Here is a 20,556-nt window from a genome sequence, read left to right as displayed (position 1 = left end):
CTCAAGTCCTTCGCGAGCAAGCTCGCTCCTACATTTTTCCGGGTCCGATCCAGCGACCATCAAATCCCGTCGGGACCGGCCTCCTTCTGCCAGGCCCGCTGCAACAGCTTGATAACCTCGTCATCCGACGTCTGGGAAAAATCCACGTACCAATAGCCAATCGACATGAGCCATTCGGGGATGAGCGGGCAAATCAGCTCATCCACTTCGCTGCGCAGCGCCTGCGCGGTCTCGGGCGGCGCAACCGGCACGGCGACGACGATGCGCGCTGGCGCGTGCAGACGCACCGCGTGGATCGCCGCCATCATCGAGGCGCCTGTCGCCAGGCCGTCGTCGATCAGAATCACCACCTGATCCTTGAGCTGTACCGGAGCGCGCGTCCCCCGGTAAGCCTGCTCGCGTCGCAACAGCTCCCGCGTTTCCCGTGCGACCACGGCGTCGAACGAGGGTTTATCAATCGGGTGCGCCCGCAACGCCTGTTCATTGAGAATCTGGATGCCGCCGCTGGCAATCGCGCCCATCGCGAACTCTTGATGAGACGGAACACCCAGCTTGCGGACCAGCATCAGGTCCAGACGAACCTCCAGCGCAACGGCCACTTCATAAGCGACCGGCACACCGCCACGGGGCAACGCGAGGATGATGACATCAGGTCGATGCGCATAGTGTCGCAACGGTGCCACCAGGCTTCGACCGGCGGCGGCGCGGTCCTGCAAGATGGTTCGCGATGAGGGACTCATTTGAACACCTCCCCAGGCGATCACGCCTGTCGGTTCGCATCACATGGTCACCCTGGATTGTCGGTCTGACGGTGGCCGACATCAAGCGTCTGCGCCTACACCAACCGCTCGATCTTCTGATGCTGCCAAACCCATTTGTAGTACAGCGTCTGCAACACCAGCATCCCCAAATAAGCCATCGGAAACGCCATCCACACACCCTGCAATCCGAACTGCCCATCCAGCAGATACGCCCCCGGCAATTGCACCAGCACCACACAAAAAATCGAAACGGCCATCGGCACCAACACCGTGCCACTGGCACGCATGATGCCGCCGATGATCGCCTGGAAGCCAAACACCAACAGGCTCCAGAGCATGATGTGCAACAGGTGCTCGGCCATCACCCGAGTGCTGTCCTCGGTCAGGAACAACCCCAGCAACCAGTGCGACAACCCATACCCCAACACCACCAACCCACCGGTCAAACACACATTGATCAACAGCCCTGTGCGCAAAATCAGCGCCAAGCGTTCAAGGCGCCCTGCCCCGATGGCCTGAGCGCCGAGAATTGACGCCGTGATCGCAATCGACAGCGCCGGGAACTGCACGTAATTGACGATCTGCGTCACCGCGCCATACGCCGCCGTCGCCTGAGACCCATGCTGATTCACCAACGCCAGAATCACCAACTCCGACAGCGACAACACCACCATCTGCAACCCGGTCGGCAAGCCGATGCGCAGCACTTTGCCGAGAATCACCCGATCCAGGCGCATCGCCGCAAACATTTCCCGATCGGGCGCCAACGGATGCCCCTTGCGAATCAACCGCCACGCCAGCCATCCCATCGCCGACAAGTTGCCCGCCAGCCCGGCATACGCCGCACTCTGAATCCCCATCGGCGGCAGCCCCAGCCACCCACGAATCAACGCCGGCGTCAGCGCCAATCCGATACACGTCGACACCACCAGCGCCACCAGTGGTGACACCGTATCGCTCACCCCACGCAGCAGCTGGGTGAACAGCACGTACACCAACATAGACGGCATGATCCACATCATCACGTGAGCGTAGGCCACCGCGTCGTCCAGCACGTCGACCGGCGTGCCCAACCCTTGCAAGGCTGGCCGTGCGAACACACTGCCCAGCACCGCCGCTGCCAAACCGATCATCGCGCCCAGCAGCAACGTTGACCCGGCGATGGCTTTCACCCGATGCAGCTCACGCGCCCCCACGCCTGACCGATGAGCACGCCGGCCCCCGCGCCAAGGCCGATGACCAGGGCGATGAAGAAAAAGACGATGGGGAACATGCCTGATACGGCAGCCAGCGCTTGGGTGCCGAGCATTTGGCCGATGTAGATGCTGTTGACGGTGCCCGACATGGATTGGAGGAAATTGGAGAGGACCATGGGGGCGAGGAAAAGGAGGTAGGTTTTCCAGAGGGGGGTTGGGTGGTCGGGGTTTGCATTGGGTGGAAGTCCAGCTCGGCTGCGGGGATGGGATTCTAGAGGATAGCGTCAGCGATGATAAACAACGTGAAATGAACAGCTCGGAGCTGGTTCGATCGTTTCAGCCAAGTGGAGTGAAGGTCCTAGGACTGCATAAAAGTTCCTACACAAACCTCGGAATCGCTAACCTTGCCGACCGTTCCGATGAAGCCTGTAGGAGCGAGCTTGCTCGCGATGGACGTTAACGATACCGCGTGTTTTCTGAATAAACGCGCCGCTCTTGAGTCCATCGCGAGCAAGCTCGCTCCTACATTGGCCTTTTACAGTCTCGCAGGTGCTGGAAAACATCGCCTTCCGCGCCGAGATTGGTTGCGACACGGTGGTGCTGTCGGATTTTTCCAAACTGCTGGCCATCCCGTTGCGCGATGGCTGTGACTTGATGGATGTGATTGGTAGACGCTTGCGGGCGCAGACGGCGGAATAAATGAAACGGGCGCCTGACTGGGTGTAATACCTGTAGGAGCGAGCTTGCTCGCGATGGACGTTAACGATACCGCGTGTTTTCTGAATAAACGCGCCGCTCTTGAGTCCATCGCGAGCAAGCTCGCTCCTACATTGGCCTTTTACAGTCTCTGACGACGAACCCGGCCCGTGCGCAGCGGTCAAAGCAGGTGATGGCATCGCCAATGATCAAAGCCACAGGCCTGCTTCATTTCAAAGGCGAAGCCAGTCGTTTACACACTTTAGGGTGCGCCGGATAATTTTCAGTAGCTCTTCTGCCAGGTGGCAGGCGCTGACTGCTGCTCACATCCCATGCTCCCGAATCGGAGTACGAAAATGACTCAGTCAATGCGGTTTTTCCTATCGATGGTCCTCGCGACCGCCTCACTGGCGTCGGCGAGTTTGCTGAACACTGCAGGTGCGGCAACCGCCGAGGATCTGAATACCGACTCTCGGCAAGCGTTGCAAACGCTCTACAAGTCCCATCCACTTGCCGAAACCATTTCACACACCGCCAAAGCAGTGCTTGTCTTCCCGAAAATCATCAAGGCAGGCCTTGTGTTTGGGGGTAGCTATGGTGAAGGCGAATTGTTGAAGGGCAAGACAGTGGAGGGTTATTACAACTCCGTAACCGGGTCATGGGGGCTGCAGGCAGGCGCCCAGTCGTACGGCTATGTGGTGTTCCTGATGACCGACAAAGCCGTGAACTACATCCGCGAAACCAAGGGCTGGGAAATCGGTGTAGGCCCTACCGTTGTTGTGGTTGATGAAGGGGCCGCGAAGAATCTGTCCAGCTCCACGCTGAAGGACGAGGCCTACGCGTTCATTTTCGACCAGGAGGGGTTAATGGCTGGGGTCAGCATCGAAGGCACGAAGATTTCGCTGATCAAGCGCTAAAGACGGCCGACTGGCGCACGGATGCGCCAGTACCCAAAAGTGCTGAACCGTCCCCTTTTTTGCTGAAAAGTCAGGAGACGAACCATGAGTAAACAACCCCAACCCCGCAGCCGCTCCAACCCTCAACCCAGATCGCGCCCGGTTGTGCCTGACCTGCCCAGCAAAACCGGCAACAAGTCCGGGGGCTTGCGCGGCAACTATCCGTCGAAGAAGTCGAATTGAGTTCAAGCGTACCGCGGGCTTTGTAGTTGAGTCTGTTGTACGTGCCTATCCGCCGTTATGGATGATCAATGCGATTTTTTGATATCGATGTCCCGGCTTTACTCAACCCTTTTGAGTTGTGATCCCCAGGAGTCGAGGTCGCGATCGCTCGGGCTTTGGAAATGCCACGAGTATCTTTGGAGTGGGCGATGCCTGACGTCGTTGTGCCATGACCGCGATCACCATTGCGATCACTGCCGTAGTGGTTTCCGCTTACACCATGGTCGCGAACAGCCCTGCCCGCATGATCGCTGGCCAGTCCATTGCCGTGGCCATTACTGTCAGAGTCGCCGGCGTGATTTGAACCGCTGTGACCGGCGCCTATACCGCCGCCATGGCCACCGCCATTACCACCTCCGTTTCCTCCCCCATTACCACCTCCGTTACCACCACCACCACCACCACCACCACCACCACCACCACCACCGTCCTTCGCATAGGCGGAGTTCATGATGGACAGTTCAGCTGGGAGTAACGGGGCAGCCGCAAGCATCAGGGCGCAGGACATTACAGCAACGAGACTCTTGTTCTTTAAAAGCATGATTGCTTCCGTAGGGTTGATATCGCGTGCTTTATGACGCGTTAAGCCCCCGACAGTTCAAGTCCTGCGACAGACGGAATGCAGTGCGCATTAACCCAATCAATACACCGCCAGAAGTGGCGAACCCTATGTTTCCCCTGCGTGCCCGTGAAGGCGGCGGGCTGACCTGGAAAGGTTGAGCCGATGCCTTCGAGCGACCCGGCGGTCGCTCGAAGGTGCTCTTGTTACTTCAGGTTGCCGCTGAGGAACTGCTGCAGGCGCTCGCTCTTGGGGTTGCCCAGCACATCATCGGGTGCGCCCTGCTCTTCCACACGCCCCTGATGCAGGAACAGCACCTGGTTCGACACCTTGCGGGCGAAGCTCATTTCGTGGGTCACCATGATCATGGTGCGCCCTTCTTCGGCCAGCCCCTGAATCACCTTGAGTACCTCGCCCACCAGCTCCGGGTCGAGCGCAGATGTCGGTTCGTCGAACAGCATGATCTCCGGCTCCATGGTCAGGGCCCGGGCAATGGCGACGCGTTGTTGCTGGCCACCAGAAAGGAACGCCGGGTATTGATCGGCGACGCGCAACGGCAGCCCCACCTTGTCGAGATACCGACGAGCGCGCTCCTCGGCATCCTTCTTGCTGACCCCCAGCACCCGGCGCGGGGCCATGGTGATGTTGTCGAGCACGGTCATGTGGCTCCACAGGTTGAAATGCTGGAACACCATCGCCAGGCGCGTGCGCAGGCGTTGCAGTTCATCGGCGTCGGCCACGCGCATGCCGTGGCGGTCATGGACCATGCGAATCGGCTGGTTGTCCAGGGTCATGGCGCCGTCGTTGGGCGTTTCCAGGAAGTTGATGCAACGCAGGAACGTGCTCTTGCCCGAACCGCTGGCGCCGATCAGGCTGATCACGTCGCCGGTTTTGGCGCTCAGTGAAACGCCCTTCAGCACTTCGTGGTTGCCGTAGCTTTTATGCAGGTTTTCAACGGTCAGTTTGTACATGTGCAAGCCTCCTGAATTAATGAGCCGGGCCGAGGAAAGACAGCCAGCGGCGTTCGGCCAGGCGGAACAAACCGACCAAAGAGAAAGTGACTGCCAGATAGATGATTGCGGCGATACCGAACGACTGGAAGGTCAGGAAGGTGGCCGAGTTGGCGTCCCTGGCGACCTTGAGGATGTCCGGCACGGTGGCGGTAAAAGCCACGGTGGTCGAGTGCAGCATCAGGATCACTTCGTTGCTGTAGTACGGCAACGAGCGGCGCAGGGCCGACGGCATGATGATGTAGGCATAGAGCTTCCAGCCGCGCAGGCCATAGGCCTTGGCCGCCTCGACTTCGCCGTGATTCATGCTGCGGATCGCCCCGGCGAAGATTTCCGTGGTGTAGGCGCAGGTGTTCAGGGCAAAGGCCAGAATGGTGCAGTTCAACGCATCGCGGAAGAACGCATCAAGTAACGGCTGGGCGCGTACCGCAGCAAAGCTGTAGATGCCGGTGTAGCAAATCAGCAACTGGATATACAGCGGCGTACCGCGAAACAGGTAGGTGTAGAACTGCACCGGCCAGCGCACCCAGACATTGGACGACACCCGGGCAATCGACAACGGCACCGACACCACGAAGCCGAAGAAAATCGAGGCACTGAGCAACCAGAGGGTCATGGCCAGCCCGGTGATATGACTGCCGTCCTGGTAAAGGAAGGGTCGCCAGTATTCCTGCAGTAGTTCGATCATCGTACGGCCTCCCGGGTGCCTGCTGAGTAGAAGACATCCAGCCGGCGCAAGACGTAATTCGAAGCGGTGGTAATCACCAGATAGATCAACGCGGCCAGCACAAGGAAGAAGAACAACTGATAGGAGCTTTTGCCCGCATCCTGGGCCACCTTGACCAGATCGGCCAGACCGATGATCGAGACCAACGCGGTGGCCTTGAGGATTACCATCCAGTTATTGCCGATGCCTGGCAGGGCGAAGCGCATCATTTGCGGGAACACCACGAAGCGAAAGCGCTGGGCGCGTGTCAGTCCGTAGGCGGTAGCCGCCTCCATCTGCCCGCGGGGTACGGCGAGGATCGCGCCGCGAAAGGTCTCGGTGAAATACGCCCCGTAGATGAAGCCCAGAGTAATGACCCCGGCACTGAACGGGTTGATTTCAATATAGTCCCAGCCCAGCGCTTCGGTCAGGTTGGTCAGCCAGGTTTGCAGGCTGTAGAAAATCAGCAGCATCAACACCAGGTCCGGCACGCCACGGATCAGCGTGGTGTAGGCCTGCGCCGGGACGCGCAGCATCGCTGACTTGGAAAGCTTGGCACTGGCGCCGATCAGGCCGAGGCCCACGCTCACCAGCAGCGACAGAAAGGATAATTTGACCGTCATCCAGGAGCCTTGCAGCAATAGCGGGCCAAAGCCCTTAAGGCTGAAGCCGGAAAATCCCAGAATCTGCAATAGGTTGTCGAACATTGAGCAGCCCCTTGGCAATCAAGAAAGCGCCCATCCGGGGATGGGCGCAGGGTCGTTACTTGCCGCTGTAAAGGTTCAGGTCACCGAAGTGCTTTTGCTGCACGGCCGCGTAGGTGCCGTTGTCATGCAGCGCCTTGATGCCTTTGTCCAGAAGGGCCTTGAGCTCGGCGTTGCCTTTGGTGATCCCCACTGCGGTTTTCGCTGGCAGCAACTCGCTGTCGACCGGTTTGCTGACTTCAAAGTCGGTACCTTGCGGCGACTTCAAAAAGCCCAGTTCGGCTTGCAGCATGTCCTGGATCGAGGCATCGAGGCGGCCGGAGATCAAGTCGGTGTAGACCTGGTCCTGGTTGGCGTAGGCCTGGGTCTCGACACCGGCCTTGTCCAGTACAGCCTTGGCGTAGGCTTCCTGGATGGTGCCCTGCTCGTAGCCGACCTTCTTGCCCTTGAGCGAGGCCGGATCGATGCCGATGGCAGTGCCTTTCTTGTACACCAGCGCGGTCGGGCCGGAGAACAGCTCGCTGGAGAAGTCGATGGCCTTCTCACGGGCAGGCGTTGCGGTCATGGAAGAGATCACGCCGTCGAACTTGTTGGCCTTGAGGCCCGGAATCATGCCGTCGAAATCGCTTTCAACCCATTTGCACTTGACCTTCAGCTCGGCGCAGATCGCATTGCCCAGGTCGATGTCGAAGCCCACCAGGCTGCCATCGGCGGCCTTGGATTCGAAGGGCGCGTAGGATGGATCGACACCAAAACGCAGTTCCTTGTATTCCTTGGCCAGGGCAGAGCCGGCAGCCACACACAACGCCAATGCAGAAAGGGTCAGAAATGCTTTTTTCATTGTTTTATTCCCAAGGTCTATCGAAAGCGCTTGTGGCGCAAGTGCAGAGGTACTGTGAGGCGAATGGTCTTACGCACACACACTTACTTGTACAGACAAGCATATGCAATCGGCCGGCCAATTCGTTGCGTGGCTGCCCATGAAAGCGCGCGAAGCCGTCTGGGATGGGGCTTGCAAATAGTAGAGCGCAAGGGCGGGTACAGCCGTGAGGCTGTTACCACCGCTGGATTTTGTACGCAGCTGGGGTGTGTGGTAACAAAAAATGAGGAGACTCAGTCACCGACCTGAGGAAAATTCCGGCAGCTGTTGCGCGCCTTTATCTGCTCTTCGGTGTGGCGTTCGTCGACGAATACCGGTGGCCGGTCGGAATAGATTTCCAGGAGCCCTCAGTGCAGGTCGTCCTCGGTCTGGCCCGGTTTTGGTGGCTCGAACCTTCAGAAAGTGTCCACCATGTCCCCGCACACCTGTTAGCTATGTCCCCGGTCTATACAGTTAATCAAAAGCGCCGTTGAGCACTTCGTAGATGAGCCCGGTTGCCAGCGCGACCAGTATCAAGTCGGTGCCAGCTTGCTGCCATTCATAGCCATCATAATGGGGCAGCCTGCCGATCAACCGGCCATCCAGCTTTTTGGCAATCCCGGGTGGAAGCGGCTTACCTCGAGCGAGGTTCTTTTGAATGCCGGGTGGCAATGCAGGTCCGGGGCTCCAGTAGTCCCGATATCCACCAACAATCCCAATAACGCCAGCGCGATTGATGCTTGGGCCATTATCCCAATCGCCACCCCCGGAATTTTTGCCTTTGCTTGCATGACCTTGACTGTTTTGCGGATTTCCCTTGCCGTTTCCTTGGCCCTTTCCATTACCAGGATCGGCTAATGCACTCGCTGAGCCGCAGACCAGCGCAAGGCCTGTAATTGCTGCAATCAATGAGCGAGATCTGAGCATGAGTCGTTCCTTCAGAGTGGCGGAATATCGTTTCGTAAAGTTAGACGCTATCGACACGGTGGGTTCCCTGTCGTCCCCAAATCACACGAGGACAGGAAAGTGTGAACCGCGCCCAGCATGAAATCACGCAGCTGGCGTCGCGCTTGAAAGGCACCAACGATACCGTGCAAGCGCTGGCAGGACAGGCGGAGCAAATCGGTACCGTTCTGGAAGTCATCAGCAGCATTGCCGAACAAACCAACCTGCTGGCTCTCAACGCCGCCATCGAGGCTGCGCGCGCCGGCGAGCAAGGTCGAGGCTTTGCCGTTGTCGCCGATGAAGTACGCAGCCTGGCGCAACGCACGGCGCTCTCAACCAAGGAGATCAGGACGATCATCGAGGCGTTGCAACAAGGCAGTCGCAAGGCCGTCGAGGCCATGCATGCCAGCCACGAAGGCGTGGAGCGTTGTGTCGAAGACAGCCTTCTGGCGGCGACCCTGTTGCAGGCGATAGGCAGCGATATATCGCAAATCGATGAACTCAATGGGCGCATAGTCACCACGACCCGCGAACAATCCACGGCGAGTTTCGACATCATCGGACACTTGCAGTCGGTGCAGACCATCGCGCAAAACACGGCAGACGATGTGGAAACGCTAGCCCTTAGCAGCCAGCGTTTACCGCCGATTGCTGTTCGGCTGGATGCATTGGGGCGTACGTTTCATCAGTAGCGCTCAACGCGTTACTGCTTTGGGTGGTTTGCTGCTCGTTGCGATGGACAGCAACCGGTTGTCAGGCGTCATGGTGCCCTTGGCGCCGAAGTACAACATGGGTGGCTTTCTGCGACGCAACGAACTGAACGCATTCGTATCCTAGAGCGCGCACGTCAATCCCCTCGAACAGTCGCTCTCCCCCGCCCAGCAGGACCGGCGAGATAGCGATGTGCAGCTCATCGATGAGGCCCGTACGAAGATATTGCTGGATAGTGTCAGGTCCGCCGCCTATGCGCACATCCATTCCGTTGGCTGCGTCGCGCGCCCGGTCAAGCGCCTCGTGAATACCGCCCGTGACGAAGTAGAATGTCGTTCCGCCTTCCATCTGGATGGGCGGGCGCGCGTGATGAGTCAAGATGAACGTTGGCACGTGATAGGGCGGGTTGTCCCCCCACCAGCCTTTCCAGTTCATGTCGGGCCAGGAACCGCGAATCGGTCCGAACATGTTTCTTCCGAGAATCCAGGCGCCAACATTCTTGAAGCCCCGCGCAGCGAAGTCGTCATCGATCCCCGTTGTGCCATCGTCGGCGCCAAACAGGGTCCGTTGGAACGTGCGTGTCGGGACTAACCACTGGTGCAAATCTGTCCCGCCCACGCCGAGCGGATGACTCATGTCCTGATTCGGACCCGCTCCGTATCCGTCAAGCGAGATCGTAAAGCCCTCAACTCGGACGCGTGTCATTTTCATGCCTCCCTTTCGATTGCCGCCTGACTATCTGTTTCGACGCCAATTCCGCTGTATCACTCCGGCCGCTTCTGGATAACAGTCCGCAGAAAAATTCAAGGAGACCGGCTCCCGGCTTGGTTTTGCATGAAGCTCATGCCATTTTGCACCCTTCTAAATTGGGATGAAAAGCAGCTCAAATGGAGTGTTCTCTGAACGATTGATGTGTTGCCCCCTGCTATCGGCAACTGAGACAACGGCAAGCGATACGCTACACTTTTCTGGCTGCGCTGCAGCGCCTGAACGGCCAAAGCCTTGTCTCCTGATCTGGAGGTGCCTAATGAGCGACAGTACCGAACTTTCGACCTTCACCGGCTGGGCCGCAATGGCGGCCGGCGCTCCACTGGAACGCTATAGCTACGATCCCGGTCCATTGGGGGAAGAGGAAGTGGAAGTCGCGGTGGAGTATTGCGGCGTCTGCCATTCCGACCAGTCGCTGATCGATAACGATTGGGGAATTAGCCAATACCCGTTTATCCCCGGCCATGAGGTGGTCGGCCGTATTGTGCGAGTGGGCGCGCAGGTACGCGGGCTCGAAGTAGGACAACGGGTGGGCATTGGTTGGTACAAGGGCAGTTGCATGCATTGCTCCTCGTGTATCGGCGGCTCCCATCACTTATGCGGCACCGTCAAACCGACCATCATCGGCAGCAACGGCGGCTTCGCCGACCGCCTGCGTTCGCACTGGGCCTGGGCCCTTCCGATACCGGATGGACTCGACCCGGCCCTGGCCGGCCCCCTGTTCTGCGCCGGCTCGACGGTGTTCAACCCGTTGCTGGAATTCGACGTCAAGCCCACTGACCGGGTCGGTGTGGTGGGCATCGGTGGCCTCGGTCATCTGGCACTGCGCTTCCTCAACGCCTGGGGCTGCGAAGTCACAGCCTTTACCTCGTCATTGAGCAAGCAGGACGAAGCCAGGCGCCTGGGCGCACACAATGTAGTCGCCTCTACCGACAGTAACGCGCTGAAAGCCATTGCCGGCACCCTGGATTTTCTCCTGATCACCGCCAACGCCGACCTCGACTGGACGGCCATGCTCGGAACCCTGCGCGGCAAAGGTCGCCTGCATTTTGTTGGCGCCGTACCCGGCGCTATTCCAGTGCACGTGTTCGACCTGCTTCCCCAACAAAAGAGCTTGTCCTCCTCGCCGGTCGGCTCGCCCGGTACCACCGCGATCATGCTGGAGTTCTGCGCACGTCATCAGATCCTGCCGCAGGTCGAGCACTTTCCCATGAGCCGGGTCAATGAAGCCATCGATCACCTGCGCAGTGGCAAGGCGCGCTACCGCGTCGTGCTGGACGCCAGCAAATGACAGACTGGCGCGTCGGGTAATGCCGCACGCGCCTTCAACTGCCGCTATTACAGCAGCCTCGCTTCATGCCATTCCCGCTAGCTTCGTAGCCCCCGCCGTTGCGTTCGCGATCGAACAACCTGCGGCCGTGGACCTCAACGAGATCGTTCTGCGCCCCACCGCACCGGCGTTCTGATAGACGAACCGCGAGCCTTCCTGTCGGGGCCTAGGAGAACAACAGAACCGGTTGCTCTATGTCGCAGGTCATGGGGACTCCTTGAGTGAAAGCCGATCAGATGAGTAAGTCTTCGTAGAACGCGCCGAATGGACGCTCAGGGTGGGCGATCTGGATTTCCAGAATCCAAAGACCGGCGTTCGGAGAATGCTCGAAATGACCGAGGTCACCGCCCCGGTGAATCGCATGAGGAAAATCGCTGACTCGGTGGCCTTTGATGTCCAGGTTGAGCTTCCATCCCATGGCCTGCGCTTGAGCGGTTGCATAGTCGTAAAGCTCCACGCCGGAAACCCGCTCGCTACGCCAAAAGCTCTCAACCCGATTGAAAAGCTCCTTGGCAGCCAAGGTACAGGCGATCATTTCCGGGTCGGAACCGGTGATAAACGTCGCGCCGGCATCGCCTTCGTGCCCTTGCCATACCACGCCCAAGTCGATGAAAAAAATGTCTTCGTCACCCAATTCAGGATCGCCATCGGAGCGCTGTTTGAACGTCTTGAGCGTATTGGCTCCAAAGCGGATCAGCAGTGGATGCCAGATTCGATCCATGCCCAGTTCGGACAAAATCTGTTTGCCCAGCAACTGTGCCTCGGATTCGCGTATGCCTGGCGAAATGGCACGAGCAATCTGCTCGATGGCCTCCCAGGTCATCTGCTGTGCGTGGCGCATCGATTCCAGCGTGTAACGCTCACCTACCGCTTCTTTGCTGCCCAGAGCCGTGGTCATCAGTCATTCCTTTCGTAAGAAAGCGCAGGTCAGGCGCTATGTAGTTTTGTATATTGCGATATTCATTAATAAAGATACAGCCATGACCCACGCCTCGATCCAGCCTGATGAGAACTTCCAGCACCGAAACTCGCGTGGACATTTTTACCTGCTTGCGCAGCAGAAACGGGTAAGGCGTCTAATATTGAAATGCTATAGATCGGTCCATCCCCTATTGGCGTAATGATGCGAGGGACCGTTGGCATGTTGGCGGCTCCAATACCGGACCGGTGTTAGCTAAATGGATTTAAAACTGGAGGGAACCATGAGCAATCTCATCGCCACCGGCGAGCCACCTGAAGCTGTTCGCCTCATCGTCAAGGTTTACGCCTACTTGCTGCTCGCAGGATTTGCGTTTGTTCCGGCCTATCTGATTGGCTACTTATACTTCTTTCAAGACCCCACCCTTATATTCGAGAACCACCTGTTCCATATCATTGCGATCACGGCAGCCACCCTGGAAGGCTTGTTTGTTACTTACGTAACGTGGCGCTGCTATCAGTCATCGGGAGACCCGCTGCTGCGCTGGATGACGCTTGGCTTTTTCGGTTTTGTGCTGATCTACGCGTTGCATGGTGCATTCACCGGGCTCGCACACCACAATATCTGGCTCTTCCTGCTTTATGGTCCGGCCTCTCGACTGGTCATGTCGATTCTGCTGTTAGTCGGAATGCTGTCGTACCACCGCCCACCGGATGCCGCGGACCAACGAATGAAGGCCCGCCCGTGGCTGACCTGGATAGGACTGTTCCTGCTGGTTGACGTGGCAGTGGCGTACGTCGCTAATTCGCCGATCGCCGGCAATCTCGCGGTGCGCCTCTCGATGGAAGGTGGTGCCCTCGTTCTTTCCACATTGACTGTGGCAGTGCTCCTGCTGCGCCGTATCCGTTCGCCGCTGATGATGATTTTTGTCATCTCGGTCACCGCGTTCGCGCTGTCATCCCTTGCCTTCATCCTTGCACGTCCGTGGAACCACATGTGGTGGCTCGCTCATGCGATCTTCGCCGGTGGATTCTTCATGTTGAGCTATGGGGTAGTGCAAGCGTTCCTCACCACGCGGTCGTTCTCGAAGATTTACAGCCAAGAGGAGTTGATGGTGCGTCTTGCCGAAGCGATGGCGTATACCGAGAGCGCCCTGCAGGAACTCCAGCGTACCAATCAAGAACTCGGGCACCTTGCGGCGACCGATCCACTGACTGGCGCTGATAATCGGCGTCGGTTCATGGAGCGGGTCGAAGTCGAAATTGGCCGGACCAAGCGCGGCGGTGAGCCGTTCTCCGTGTTGGCGCTCGATCTGGATAATTTCAAGTCCATCAACGATCGCTTCGGGCATCAGGTTGGCGATGACATCCTGAAGAGCTTCGTGGAGAAATGCCTCGATTCCATCCGGCCGTATGACGGCGTAGCCCGAGTGGGCGGTGAAGAATTCATGATACTGCTACCTCAGACTTCACTTGAGGGCGCGCACGTCATCGCTGAGCGTCTGCGAAGCTCCGTTGCAAATAATTCTTTTCATGGCTTGCAGCGGTCAACCGTGGTCACAGTGAGCATCGGCGTATCGCAATCTGGCCGCGACGGCGACACCATCGAGGCCATTTTGCGTACAGCTGATCAACGCCTGTATCACGCTAAACACGAAGGCCGTAACCGTGTGGTCACTGCCCTCAAAACCAGCCTCCAACCTCTGCCCTGACCATCATCTCGAAGTCGCTGAAAGCGTCGGCACCGATACCCGGAGCTATCAGGCAAGGAGGCTCGGTGAAATAGCCTCCCCTACTCTTCTTCGCTGCTCAGATTTCATTGTGGCCAGAGATCGACCGGAAAGTACTTTTCCGATATTTGCGTGTACTTGCCCGAATCATGCAATTGCGTGAGCGCCTGATCGATTCGCGTCTTGAGTGCGGTGTCACTCTTACGCAGGCCTGCCCCGATACCCAGGCCATATTGCAAGGGGTCCATTTTGACGCTGCCGGTCCCTTTCTCCTCGAACACCGTCCCGTCTTCGGACTTCAGAAAATCGATGTCGCCGAGCTTGTCGAGGAACATGACGTCGATACGGCCAGCCAGCAAATCGGCATTGCAGTCGTCCTGCGTGTTGTAGATACGAATGCCCGATGCAGAGCCATAAGCGGTGCGGATGAACTCGGCATTGGTGGTCGAGCCCTGCACACCGATGGCCTTACCTGCCAGACCTTCCGGTGTCAGCGTCAGCTTGACGTTTTTCGGGGCGACGAAAATCCCCGTCGTCTCATAGTAAGGGCGCGAGAAGGCAATGACCTTCTGACGTTCCGGGCTGATCCCCATTGAGTTGAAGAGCACGTCGAACTTGTTGGAGAGCAGCGCCGGAATAATGCCGTCCCAAGCCACTTCCTTGATCTCGCACTCGGCTTTCATCTGCTCGCAGAGCGCCCGGATCAGGTCGGGCTCGAAACCGGTGAATTGCCCGGTGGGTGTTTTGACCAGAAACGGCGGATAAGGCTCCGCGGCAACACCAAAACGCAGCGTCTCCGCCGCTGCGCTGGCGGGAGCCGTAAAGGAACACAACGTCATGCCGACAGAGGCCAGCACAGCCAGATTGCGGAGCATTCGTTTCATGGTCGATCCTTTTTTTTGTCAGGAGGAGAGTGGCAAATAGAACAGTCCAATTGCGTGCAGCGATTTTCAGAAAAACCTTCTACACCCCGGGTACGGGCAACGGCAGCCATCCCTGAATGGCTTGCCAGTCAGGCTCGAGGGCCGCAAAACGTGTGAGCGAGAAGCTCGACAGGTCGGCGAAACTGCACGTCCCGTCGACGACGAGATCGCGAATGGCATGACCACTTGCCGGCGAGAGTCCGAAACCGACACCGGACAGGGTCGCGACGATAACGTTATCCAGCGCGGCCGGACGATCGATGACGGGGCGACCGTCCGGGGTATTTTCGATGAACCCTGCCCAACTGCGAATCACCCGTTTGTGAGCGACCTTGGGGAACAGTTCGGCGAGTCGTCTGGCGATACTGCATTGCAGGGGTGTCGACTGCGCACGGGTGCCGCGCAGATCGGCGAGGTCGACCCATTCGTGCGGGCCGCCGCCATACGCCAGGTTGCCACGCAGGGTTTGCCGACCATACAAACCATTGCCATCCACACCGCCGACCTCCATCAACGGGAGCGGTTCGGTAACGATCATCTCGGCACGCGCGCTGACGAGCGGAATGTCTACGCCGAGTTGGGCTGCCAATTCACCGGTGTGCGGGCCTGCGGCAATCACCAGGTGGTCGCAGGCGATCAGGCCTTGTGCGGTGCGCACGCCCGTCACCCGGTCGCCTTGGCGTTCGATGGCGACAACGGACGTGTGCTCGAGAACGCGGCCGCCGAGATGTTGCAGGGCCCACGCGTAGGCCTGCAGGGTGCGGTGCGGATTGGCGTGGCCGCCGAAATGGTAGTAGTAGCCAGCCAGCACATTATCGCCAGCAAAGGGTACGAGTTCCCGAACCTGCTGAGGGTCCAGGAGGTCGGCGCGCAACCCGTACCAGGCGGCTTCGTCCACGACTTTTTTATCGAGCGAAAGCTGATGTTCGTTGAGGTCGATACTGATCCGGTCCGGGCGATACTCGGTCGGGTAACCGAGCAGTTCGTCCATCATCGGCCAGAGCCGCTGTTCTTCGACAAACAGCGGGCTGTGGTGATGTGAGCATCCACCGCCGTTACGGCCCGAGGCGCCCCAGCCAATCAAGCTTGCTTCGAGAACAAGCACATCGACGCCATCGCGGGCCAGCCACCAGGCGGCGCTCAATCCGGTCACGCCGCCCCCCACAATGACGACGGACGCACGGGTGGACGATTTCGTAACTGCCTGCATGGTGTCAGCCCTCGTTGTGCGGCGGGTTGGTGTCACGGATGGCGTCTTGCGGGCGCCTGGCGACGGTCTGCTGCCCAGCGCACAGCCAGAACGGCGTCCACTGCGACGGCATGTCAAACCACGCATCCCATCGGCTGTGCATCTGCGGTGTTTCTTCGATCTGCCCCACCTGCTGCAGTGACAGTGGGCGGACCGGAGGACGAAACGAGGCCAGCGCAATGACGTCGACACTCACGCCGGCGCCGATGCCGAGCAAGGCTGCCACCTGTTCGCGGCAACGACGTCCCTGGCAGGGGCCCATGCAGGCCCGTGTGAGACGCTTCGTCACATCCGGGTTGGGCGAGCCGTTTGCCTGCGACGACGTCATCACGCTTTGCACCGCCGTGTCGGCGGGTGTCCAGTCGAGATAACGCGGCGGCTGTTGTGCCAGAATTTCGCTGGCCGTCACCTCTTCGCACAGGCACACGAAGGGTTCGTTCTGTGCGTGGACGGTGGACGCGCGCACCCATGCTGCGCGGTTGACAGAAACATCGCAGACAGGCTCGTCGGGCATTGGCGCTTTGTCGTTAGGTCCCCTGTCGACACCCAGCGCGGCCAGCGCGGTGTGCGCGGCGATCCGGCCTTCGCGCCGGGAAATGCTGTCGTCGAGGCTTTTCGATGACCAGACGCCGGCGCAGTCGCCAGCCACCAGGATGAACGGCAACGACGTGCGCTGCACAGGGTCCGTGTCCGGGACGTGGCCGCCGCGGCCGGCCTGAAATGACGTGCGACACCCCGCGGCCTCGACCAGTTCGATCGCGGGAATGGCGGCCACCCCAAGCAGCACCGTGTCGCATTCGATTTCGTTCAGCGACCCGCAAACGGGGCGACCCGCCGTGTCGACAGCGACCGCCGTAATCCGCTTGACGCCGAATGCATCCCCGCCCGCCTCGCGAACGACATGCCCGGTCAACACCTGAGCGCCGTGCTCGACCAGCAGGCCAAGCAGCGCTGGATCGCCACTCACGTGTCCGGCCTGTTCAATGATTGCAACGATTTGCACGCCCTTGCTGATCAGCGCATGGGCCGACGCTAGCGCTTGCGTATCGCTACCGACCAGCACGGCGCGCTTGCAGTCCAGCGCGTCGTAAACAGTCGCCAGCCGTTGCGCGGCGCTCACGCCCATGACGCCGGGGCGATGCCAACCGTCAAAGGCGAGGCCCATGTCGCGCCTTCCGGCGGCGACGATCACCTGCTTGAAGCGCAGCAGCCAGGCGTTTTTGTCATCGGCGAGGCCAGCGACGGAGCCCTCGATCCACGCCGTGGTGCGCTGTTGAGGAAACAGTCCCCAGACCGCCGTGCCGAGCCGCACGTCGACACCGGCTTCAAGCGCATCGGCGATCTCCGGGCGGGCGTCGAGCAGGGTCTGCAGCACGCTGTTGCGGTTAGAGACCGCAGCGCCCATCCGCCCACCGAAATGAAGCGGCACCTCCTCCCCCATGGTTTCGATGGGGACCGGATTTTCGTCTACCAGTGTGACGCGCAGGCCATGCCCAGCGGCGGTCAGTGCGGCAGCGAGTCCCGCCGGGCCCGCGCCCACGATGAGAATATCGGTCTCGTCGCTGATAGGCGGTGCTTTGCCTGCCACCGACGCGGGATCGTAGTAGATGTTGGGCGTGAGATGTCGTGTCACCGTGTTTCCCCCGGGAAGTAGGCGCGTGAGTGTTGAGGCATGAGCGTTAACAAAGGGCTATCGACTAGAACAGCGATGACGGCGGCTTGACGTCGCCCTCGGCGAATCGCGACAGACGCAGCTGGCGCATATCAAGGCCTGGATCGCCAGAGTCGATCCAGTTCGCCAGGGTTTTGCCCACGATGGGACCCATGGCAAAGCCGTGGCCGCAGAATCCGGTGGCTACGGCCAGGCCGCGCGGCGACGCTTGCGCGTCGATGACGGGAATGCCGTCGGGCAAAACATCGATACCGCCAGCCCATCGGTCGGCGATGTGCGTATTCACCTGTCCGGGGAACGCGGCCTTGAGCGCGCGCATGGCCATTCCCAACCCCTTGTCATTCGGGTGGGTGAGCGGATTACGCAGGTGAATCCCCGCGCCTAGCCGCGTCGCTTCCGACCACGGCAGGCGCTGGCGCAGATCCGTCAGGCACGCACCGTTCAAATTGAAGCGAAACGATTTACGGTGCACCCACAGCGAAGGCGCATACCAATGGAGTGCGCGCAGATGGCCAAGCGTCATGTCGACATCGACATGGGCGTCGTCTGCGATGTTGAAGCTGCCGTCTATCCTTTGCCGGAAGCCCACGCCGTTGGCGATCGTGGATATGCCGCTGAGCATCGGTCCGGGCGTGGTCCGCGCCACCGTTCCCCTGACCAGTTGCTGTGGCAGGGAGATGCCGAGCATCTTCAGCAGGCGGAACGTGGTGACGCCCGCCGCGCACACCACCGTTTTCGCCTTCACGTAGCCCCGCTCGGTTTCAACGCCCACGACCTGGCCGGCGGCGACATCGATGCCTTTGGCGCCACACTGTTCGACGATGTGGGCGCCCAGTTCCCGGGCGCGCATCGCGAAGGCGCGTGCCACGAGCGTGGGCTCCGCTTGACCGTCGCTGGCGGTAAACAAACCACCGAGTTGCGGGACGGCGTAACCCGGCAGTTTTTTGGCCACCTCACGCGGCGAAAGCATCACGGTATCGACCGAAAAGCTGCGTGCGACCGTCAGCCAAGATTCGTATCCGTCACGTTCGGCCTCATTGCCCGCGACGAAAAGACAGCCGTCATTGCGCCACCCCAGGTCGGTCTGGAGCTCGTGTTCCAGCGAGCGCCAGATCTCGATGCTGGCTTGCATCAGCGGAACTTCGGCTTCATCACGCGATTGCTGGCGAACAAAGCCCCACGCGCGTGACGATTGCTGACCCGCAATGATGCTTTTGTCGAGGACAAGAACCTTGGCGCCCGCTTTGCTAAGGTAGTACGCGCACGCACACCCCATCAGACCGCCGCCGATGATCGCCACGTCGACTTCACGAGGCAAAAGGTCCTGGGACGCCGACACGGTGGAAAATGCCGCTATTGGGGTGTTCATAAGGGGGACCGTCAGGTTGAGAATGACGCGTAGCGTGGCGTCGATATTTCGGCTAAGAATGTGCCCCGATCATTTGAAAGAACAGTGATGTATCTGCATCAATCCCATGCGAGGAGCGCATAGAAAACATGAGCCGCCAACTGCCATCCATCGAGCTTTTGCAGGCATTCCTGACGGTTGCGAAGACCGGCAATTTTGGCAAGGCAGGTGAGCAGCTCAACCTGAGCCAGAGCGCGGTGAGCCGGCAGGTTGCGCAACTGGAGACGCGTCTGGAGAACCGCCTGTTCGAGCGGCACACGCGCAAAATCGTGCTCACCGCCGAAGGCCGGTCGCTGGTACCGGTTGCGGAGCAGGTCATCGGCCTGCTGTCGGATGCATCGCACATGCTCGCGACCGTGGGCAGAAGCGTCAGCCTGCGCGCGCATCCGACCATGGCAGCACGCTGGCTGATTCCACGGCTTACGGCGTTTTATCGCTTGCACCCGCAAGTGTCTGTCAGTGTCGACACGGTGTATCACCGCTTTCCCGACTTTGCGTTTGAATCGATCGACGCCATGATCGCGTACGGCACAGCCACATGGCCCGACTTCGAAGCACTGGAGATGTGGGAAGAGGAACTGATTCCGGTGTGCTCGCCGGTATTGCTCGCCGGAACAACTCCGCAAGAGCTACTCAAAACCGCGCGGCTCGTGGACTCGAGCATGGATCGTCTGGACTGGCGCCGCTGGGAAGAGTACTACCCGGGTTCAACCGGGGCCGATAATGCTCACCTGACTTTCGATACGCTGGAGTCCGCTATCGTCGCCGTGAAATGTGGTCAGGGCATCGCGCTCGTCGACGCCGTTCTCGCACGCGACGAGTTGCTCACCCAGCAATTGACGCGAGTGCATTCCGGCAGCGTCATTACCGGTGGACGGTACACGCTGGTCTATCCAAAACGGGTGAAACGCTCAAGCGGCTTTTCCGAGTTCCTCGACTGGCTGGAACAGGAAGTGGCCGGAGCCGGTTTAGGTCGCACGCCAGAGATTGCCATTTAGTCCAGCGCCTGGTTCACCCGCTGCCTGCTGTTGAACAGCTTGGCAATGGTGTGGTTGTCCAATACGCTTAATGCCTGTCAGTTAAGAAATCTCAGGTGCAACACGCTTCTTGTAGCAGCTGGCGAAGCCTGCGTTCGGCGGCGAAGCCGTCGTAAAACCTGCGCACGAGGTGTTTCTGATGTACCGCATCGGCTGATTTCACGACGGCTTCGCCGCCGAACGCAGGCTTCGCCAG

The 20,556-nt window shown here is 59.5% G+C and carries 19 protein-coding genes and 3 pseudogenes; 8 read left to right on the top strand and 14 right to left on the bottom strand.

Translation table 11 applies throughout. From position 1 onward, the window contains the following. Positions 1 to 59: 59 nt before the first annotated feature. Positions 60 to 740 carry a phosphoribosyltransferase gene (locus JFU37_RS01015; protein WP_201111983.1) on the bottom strand — a complete coding sequence of 227 codons (681 nt, stop codon included), beginning with the start codon at positions 738 to 740 and terminating at the stop codon, positions 60 to 62. 95 nt (positions 741 to 835) lie between these two features. Next, a pseudogene (locus JFU37_RS01010) lies at positions 836 to 2,192 on the bottom strand (MATE family efflux transporter). 314 nt (positions 2,193 to 2,506) lie between these two features. Here JFU37_RS01010 and JFU37_RS01005 point away from each other — a divergent pair. The 3 genes from JFU37_RS01005 (at position 2,507) to JFU37_RS00995 (ending at position 3,792) form a co-directional block, all read left to right on the top strand. Then, complete coding sequence (locus tag JFU37_RS01005; RefSeq protein WP_446738737.1) at positions 2,507 to 2,656, top strand: hypothetical protein; 150 nt, start codon at positions 2,507 to 2,509, stop codon at positions 2,654 to 2,656. A 353-nt stretch (positions 2,657 to 3,009) separates the two neighbouring features. Continuing rightward, positions 3,010 to 3,570: a lipid-binding SYLF domain-containing protein gene (locus JFU37_RS01000; RefSeq protein ID WP_201111981.1), complete on the top strand. Its 561-nt coding sequence runs from the start codon at positions 3,010 to 3,012 to the stop codon at positions 3,568 to 3,570. Between the two features lie 84 nt (positions 3,571 to 3,654). Then, positions 3,655 to 3,792, top strand: coding sequence for a hypothetical protein (locus tag JFU37_RS00995; RefSeq protein ID WP_201111979.1), 138 nt, complete (start codon positions 3,655 to 3,657; stop codon positions 3,790 to 3,792). 55 nt (positions 3,793 to 3,847) lie between these two features. On the opposite strand, the gene JFU37_RS30520 is transcribed toward JFU37_RS00995, so the two are convergent. The 6 genes from JFU37_RS30520 to JFU37_RS00970 all read right to left on the bottom strand — a co-directional run bounded on the left by JFU37_RS30520 (position 3,848) and on the right by JFU37_RS00970 (position 8,596). Beyond that, entirely contained in the window at positions 3,848 to 4,372 is a 525-nt protein-coding gene (locus tag JFU37_RS30520) for a hypothetical protein (RefSeq protein ID WP_242485682.1), read from the bottom strand. A gap of 224 nt (positions 4,373 to 4,596) precedes the next feature. Further along, positions 4,597 to 5,361, bottom strand: a complete 765-nt coding sequence (locus JFU37_RS00990; protein ID WP_201111977.1) for an ABC transporter ATP-binding protein — start codon at positions 5,359 to 5,361, stop codon at positions 4,597 to 4,599. A 16-nt stretch (positions 5,362 to 5,377) separates the two neighbouring features. Next, positions 5,378 to 6,088 (bottom strand): ABC transporter permease, encoded by a 711-nt coding sequence (locus tag JFU37_RS00985; RefSeq protein ID WP_201111975.1) that lies wholly within the window; start codon positions 6,086 to 6,088, stop codon positions 5,378 to 5,380. Further along, a complete protein-coding gene (locus tag JFU37_RS00980; protein ID WP_201111973.1) occupies positions 6,085 to 6,813 on the bottom strand; it encodes an ABC transporter permease in 729 nt (242 codons plus the stop codon). Before JFU37_RS00980 ends, JFU37_RS00985 begins: the two co-directional genes overlap by 4 nt. A 55-nt stretch (positions 6,814 to 6,868) precedes the next feature. Beyond that, positions 6,869 to 7,651 carry a transporter substrate-binding domain-containing protein gene (locus tag JFU37_RS00975; protein WP_201111971.1) on the bottom strand — a complete coding sequence of 261 codons (783 nt, stop codon included), beginning with the start codon at positions 7,649 to 7,651 and terminating at the stop codon, positions 6,869 to 6,871. A gap of 492 nt (positions 7,652 to 8,143) precedes the next feature. Continuing rightward, positions 8,144 to 8,596, bottom strand: coding sequence for an anti-virulence regulator CigR family protein (locus tag JFU37_RS00970; RefSeq protein ID WP_201111969.1), 453 nt, complete (start codon positions 8,594 to 8,596; stop codon positions 8,144 to 8,146). Between the two features lie 77 nt (positions 8,597 to 8,673). Here JFU37_RS00970 and JFU37_RS00965 point away from each other — a divergent pair. Next, positions 8,674 to 9,306: pseudogene (locus JFU37_RS00965) on the top strand (methyl-accepting chemotaxis protein); the annotation flags it as partial. Positions 9,307 to 9,367: 61 nt separating this feature from the next. Here JFU37_RS00965 and JFU37_RS00960 read toward each other — a convergent pair. Then, entirely contained in the window at positions 9,368 to 10,036 is a 669-nt protein-coding gene (locus tag JFU37_RS00960; protein WP_201111967.1) for a dihydrofolate reductase family protein, read from the bottom strand. Positions 10,037 to 10,352: 316 nt separating this feature from the next. On the opposite strand from JFU37_RS00960, the gene ahr reads away from it, so the two are divergent. Both ahr and JFU37_RS00950 read left to right on the top strand, forming a co-directional pair. Next, positions 10,353 to 11,384 (top strand): NADPH-dependent aldehyde reductase Ahr, encoded by a 1,032-nt coding sequence (ahr, locus tag JFU37_RS00955; protein ID WP_201111965.1) that lies wholly within the window; start codon positions 10,353 to 10,355, stop codon positions 11,382 to 11,384. A gap of 67 nt (positions 11,385 to 11,451) precedes the next feature. After that, a pseudogene (locus JFU37_RS00950) lies at positions 11,452 to 11,559 on the top strand (oxidoreductase); the annotation flags it as partial. Between the two features lie 96 nt (positions 11,560 to 11,655). Here the strand turns inward: JFU37_RS00950 and JFU37_RS00945 are convergent. Beyond that, positions 11,656 to 12,321, bottom strand: a complete 666-nt coding sequence (locus JFU37_RS00945; protein ID WP_201111963.1) for a M24 family metallopeptidase — start codon at positions 12,319 to 12,321, stop codon at positions 11,656 to 11,658. A gap of 304 nt (positions 12,322 to 12,625) precedes the next feature. On the opposite strand from JFU37_RS00945, the gene JFU37_RS00940 reads away from it, so the two are divergent. Continuing rightward, complete coding sequence (locus tag JFU37_RS00940) at positions 12,626 to 14,053, top strand: GGDEF domain-containing protein (protein WP_201111961.1); 1,428 nt, start codon at positions 12,626 to 12,628, stop codon at positions 14,051 to 14,053. Between the two features lie 104 nt (positions 14,054 to 14,157). Here JFU37_RS00940 and JFU37_RS00935 read toward each other — a convergent pair whose 3' ends face one another. The 4 genes from JFU37_RS00935 to JFU37_RS00920 all read right to left on the bottom strand — a co-directional run bounded on the left by JFU37_RS00935 (position 14,158) and on the right by JFU37_RS00920 (position 19,284). After that, the gene (locus tag JFU37_RS00935) at positions 14,158 to 14,955 is read right to left on the bottom strand and encodes a transporter substrate-binding domain-containing protein (RefSeq protein WP_201111959.1); all 798 of its coding nucleotides are present in this window, start codon (positions 14,953 to 14,955) and stop codon (positions 14,158 to 14,160) included. A 79-nt stretch (positions 14,956 to 15,034) separates the two neighbouring features. Next, a complete protein-coding gene (locus tag JFU37_RS00930; protein WP_342214902.1) occupies positions 15,035 to 16,240 on the bottom strand; it encodes an NAD(P)/FAD-dependent oxidoreductase in 1,206 nt (401 codons plus the stop codon). Continuing rightward, positions 16,209 to 17,876 (bottom strand): FAD-dependent oxidoreductase, encoded by a 1,668-nt coding sequence (locus JFU37_RS00925; RefSeq protein WP_201111955.1) that lies wholly within the window; start codon positions 17,874 to 17,876, stop codon positions 16,209 to 16,211. Before JFU37_RS00925 ends, JFU37_RS00930 begins: the two co-directional genes overlap by 32 nt. 64 nt (positions 17,877 to 17,940) lie before the next feature. Further along, positions 17,941 to 19,284 carry an NAD(P)/FAD-dependent oxidoreductase gene (locus JFU37_RS00920; RefSeq protein ID WP_201111953.1) on the bottom strand — a complete coding sequence of 448 codons (1,344 nt, stop codon included), beginning with the start codon at positions 19,282 to 19,284 and terminating at the stop codon, positions 17,941 to 17,943. A gap of 128 nt (positions 19,285 to 19,412) precedes the next feature. Between JFU37_RS00920 and JFU37_RS00915 the strand changes: the two genes are divergently transcribed. Continuing rightward, positions 19,413 to 20,321 carry a LysR substrate-binding domain-containing protein gene (locus tag JFU37_RS00915; protein WP_201111951.1) on the top strand — a complete coding sequence of 303 codons (909 nt, stop codon included), beginning with the start codon at positions 19,413 to 19,415 and terminating at the stop codon, positions 20,319 to 20,321. Positions 20,322 to 20,556 lie beyond the last annotated feature (235 nt).

Origin of the sequence: Pseudomonas sp. TH41, from assembly GCF_016650695.1 — a bacterium.
GTDB lineage: Bacteria > Pseudomonadota > Gammaproteobacteria > Pseudomonadales > Pseudomonadaceae > Aquipseudomonas.
This window is presented reverse-complemented; position numbering and strand designations above follow the sequence as displayed.

What these genes read in the sequence shown, in the direction of transcription:
- JFU37_RS00970 (WP_201111969.1), bottom strand. Translation starts at nt 8,596, where the DNA reads ATGCTCAGATCTCGCTCATTGATTGCAGCAATTACAGGCCTTGCGCTG.
- JFU37_RS00940 (WP_201111961.1), top strand. Translation starts at nt 12,626, where the DNA reads ATGAGCAATCTCATCGCCACCGGCGAGCCACCTGAAGCTGTTCGCCTC.
- JFU37_RS00920 (WP_201111953.1), bottom strand. Translation starts at nt 19,284, where the DNA reads ATGAACACCCCAATAGCGGCATTTTCCACCGTGTCGGCGTCCCAGGAC.
- JFU37_RS00935 (WP_201111959.1), bottom strand. Translation starts at nt 14,955, where the DNA reads ATGAAACGAATGCTCCGCAATCTGGCTGTGCTGGCCTCTGTCGGCATG.
- JFU37_RS01000 (WP_201111981.1), top strand. Translation starts at nt 3,010, where the DNA reads ATGACTCAGTCAATGCGGTTTTTCCTATCGATGGTCCTCGCGACCGCC.
- JFU37_RS30520 (WP_242485682.1), bottom strand. Translation starts at nt 4,372, where the DNA reads ATGCTTTTAAAGAACAAGAGTCTCGTTGCTGTAATGTCCTGCGCCCTG.
- JFU37_RS00980 (WP_201111973.1), bottom strand. Translation starts at nt 6,813, where the DNA reads ATGTTCGACAACCTATTGCAGATTCTGGGATTTTCCGGCTTCAGCCTT.
- JFU37_RS00960 (WP_201111967.1), bottom strand. Translation starts at nt 10,036, where the DNA reads ATGAAAATGACACGCGTCCGAGTTGAGGGCTTTACGATCTCGCTTGAC.
- JFU37_RS00945 (WP_201111963.1), bottom strand. Translation starts at nt 12,321, where the DNA reads ATGACCACGGCTCTGGGCAGCAAAGAAGCGGTAGGTGAGCGTTACACG.
- JFU37_RS01015 (WP_201111983.1), bottom strand. Translation starts at nt 740, where the DNA reads ATGAGTCCCTCATCGCGAACCATCTTGCAGGACCGCGCCGCCGCCGGT.
- JFU37_RS00995 (WP_201111979.1), top strand. Translation starts at nt 3,655, where the DNA reads ATGAGTAAACAACCCCAACCCCGCAGCCGCTCCAACCCTCAACCCAGA.
- JFU37_RS00985 (WP_201111975.1), bottom strand. Translation starts at nt 6,088, where the DNA reads ATGATCGAACTACTGCAGGAATACTGGCGACCCTTCCTTTACCAGGAC.
- JFU37_RS00975 (WP_201111971.1), bottom strand. Translation starts at nt 7,651, where the DNA reads ATGAAAAAAGCATTTCTGACCCTTTCTGCATTGGCGTTGTGTGTGGCT.
- JFU37_RS00915 (WP_201111951.1), top strand. Translation starts at nt 19,413, where the DNA reads ATGAGCCGCCAACTGCCATCCATCGAGCTTTTGCAGGCATTCCTGACG.
- ahr (WP_201111965.1), top strand. Translation starts at nt 10,353, where the DNA reads ATGAGCGACAGTACCGAACTTTCGACCTTCACCGGCTGGGCCGCAATG.
- JFU37_RS00990 (WP_201111977.1), bottom strand. Translation starts at nt 5,361, where the DNA reads ATGTACAAACTGACCGTTGAAAACCTGCATAAAAGCTACGGCAACCAC.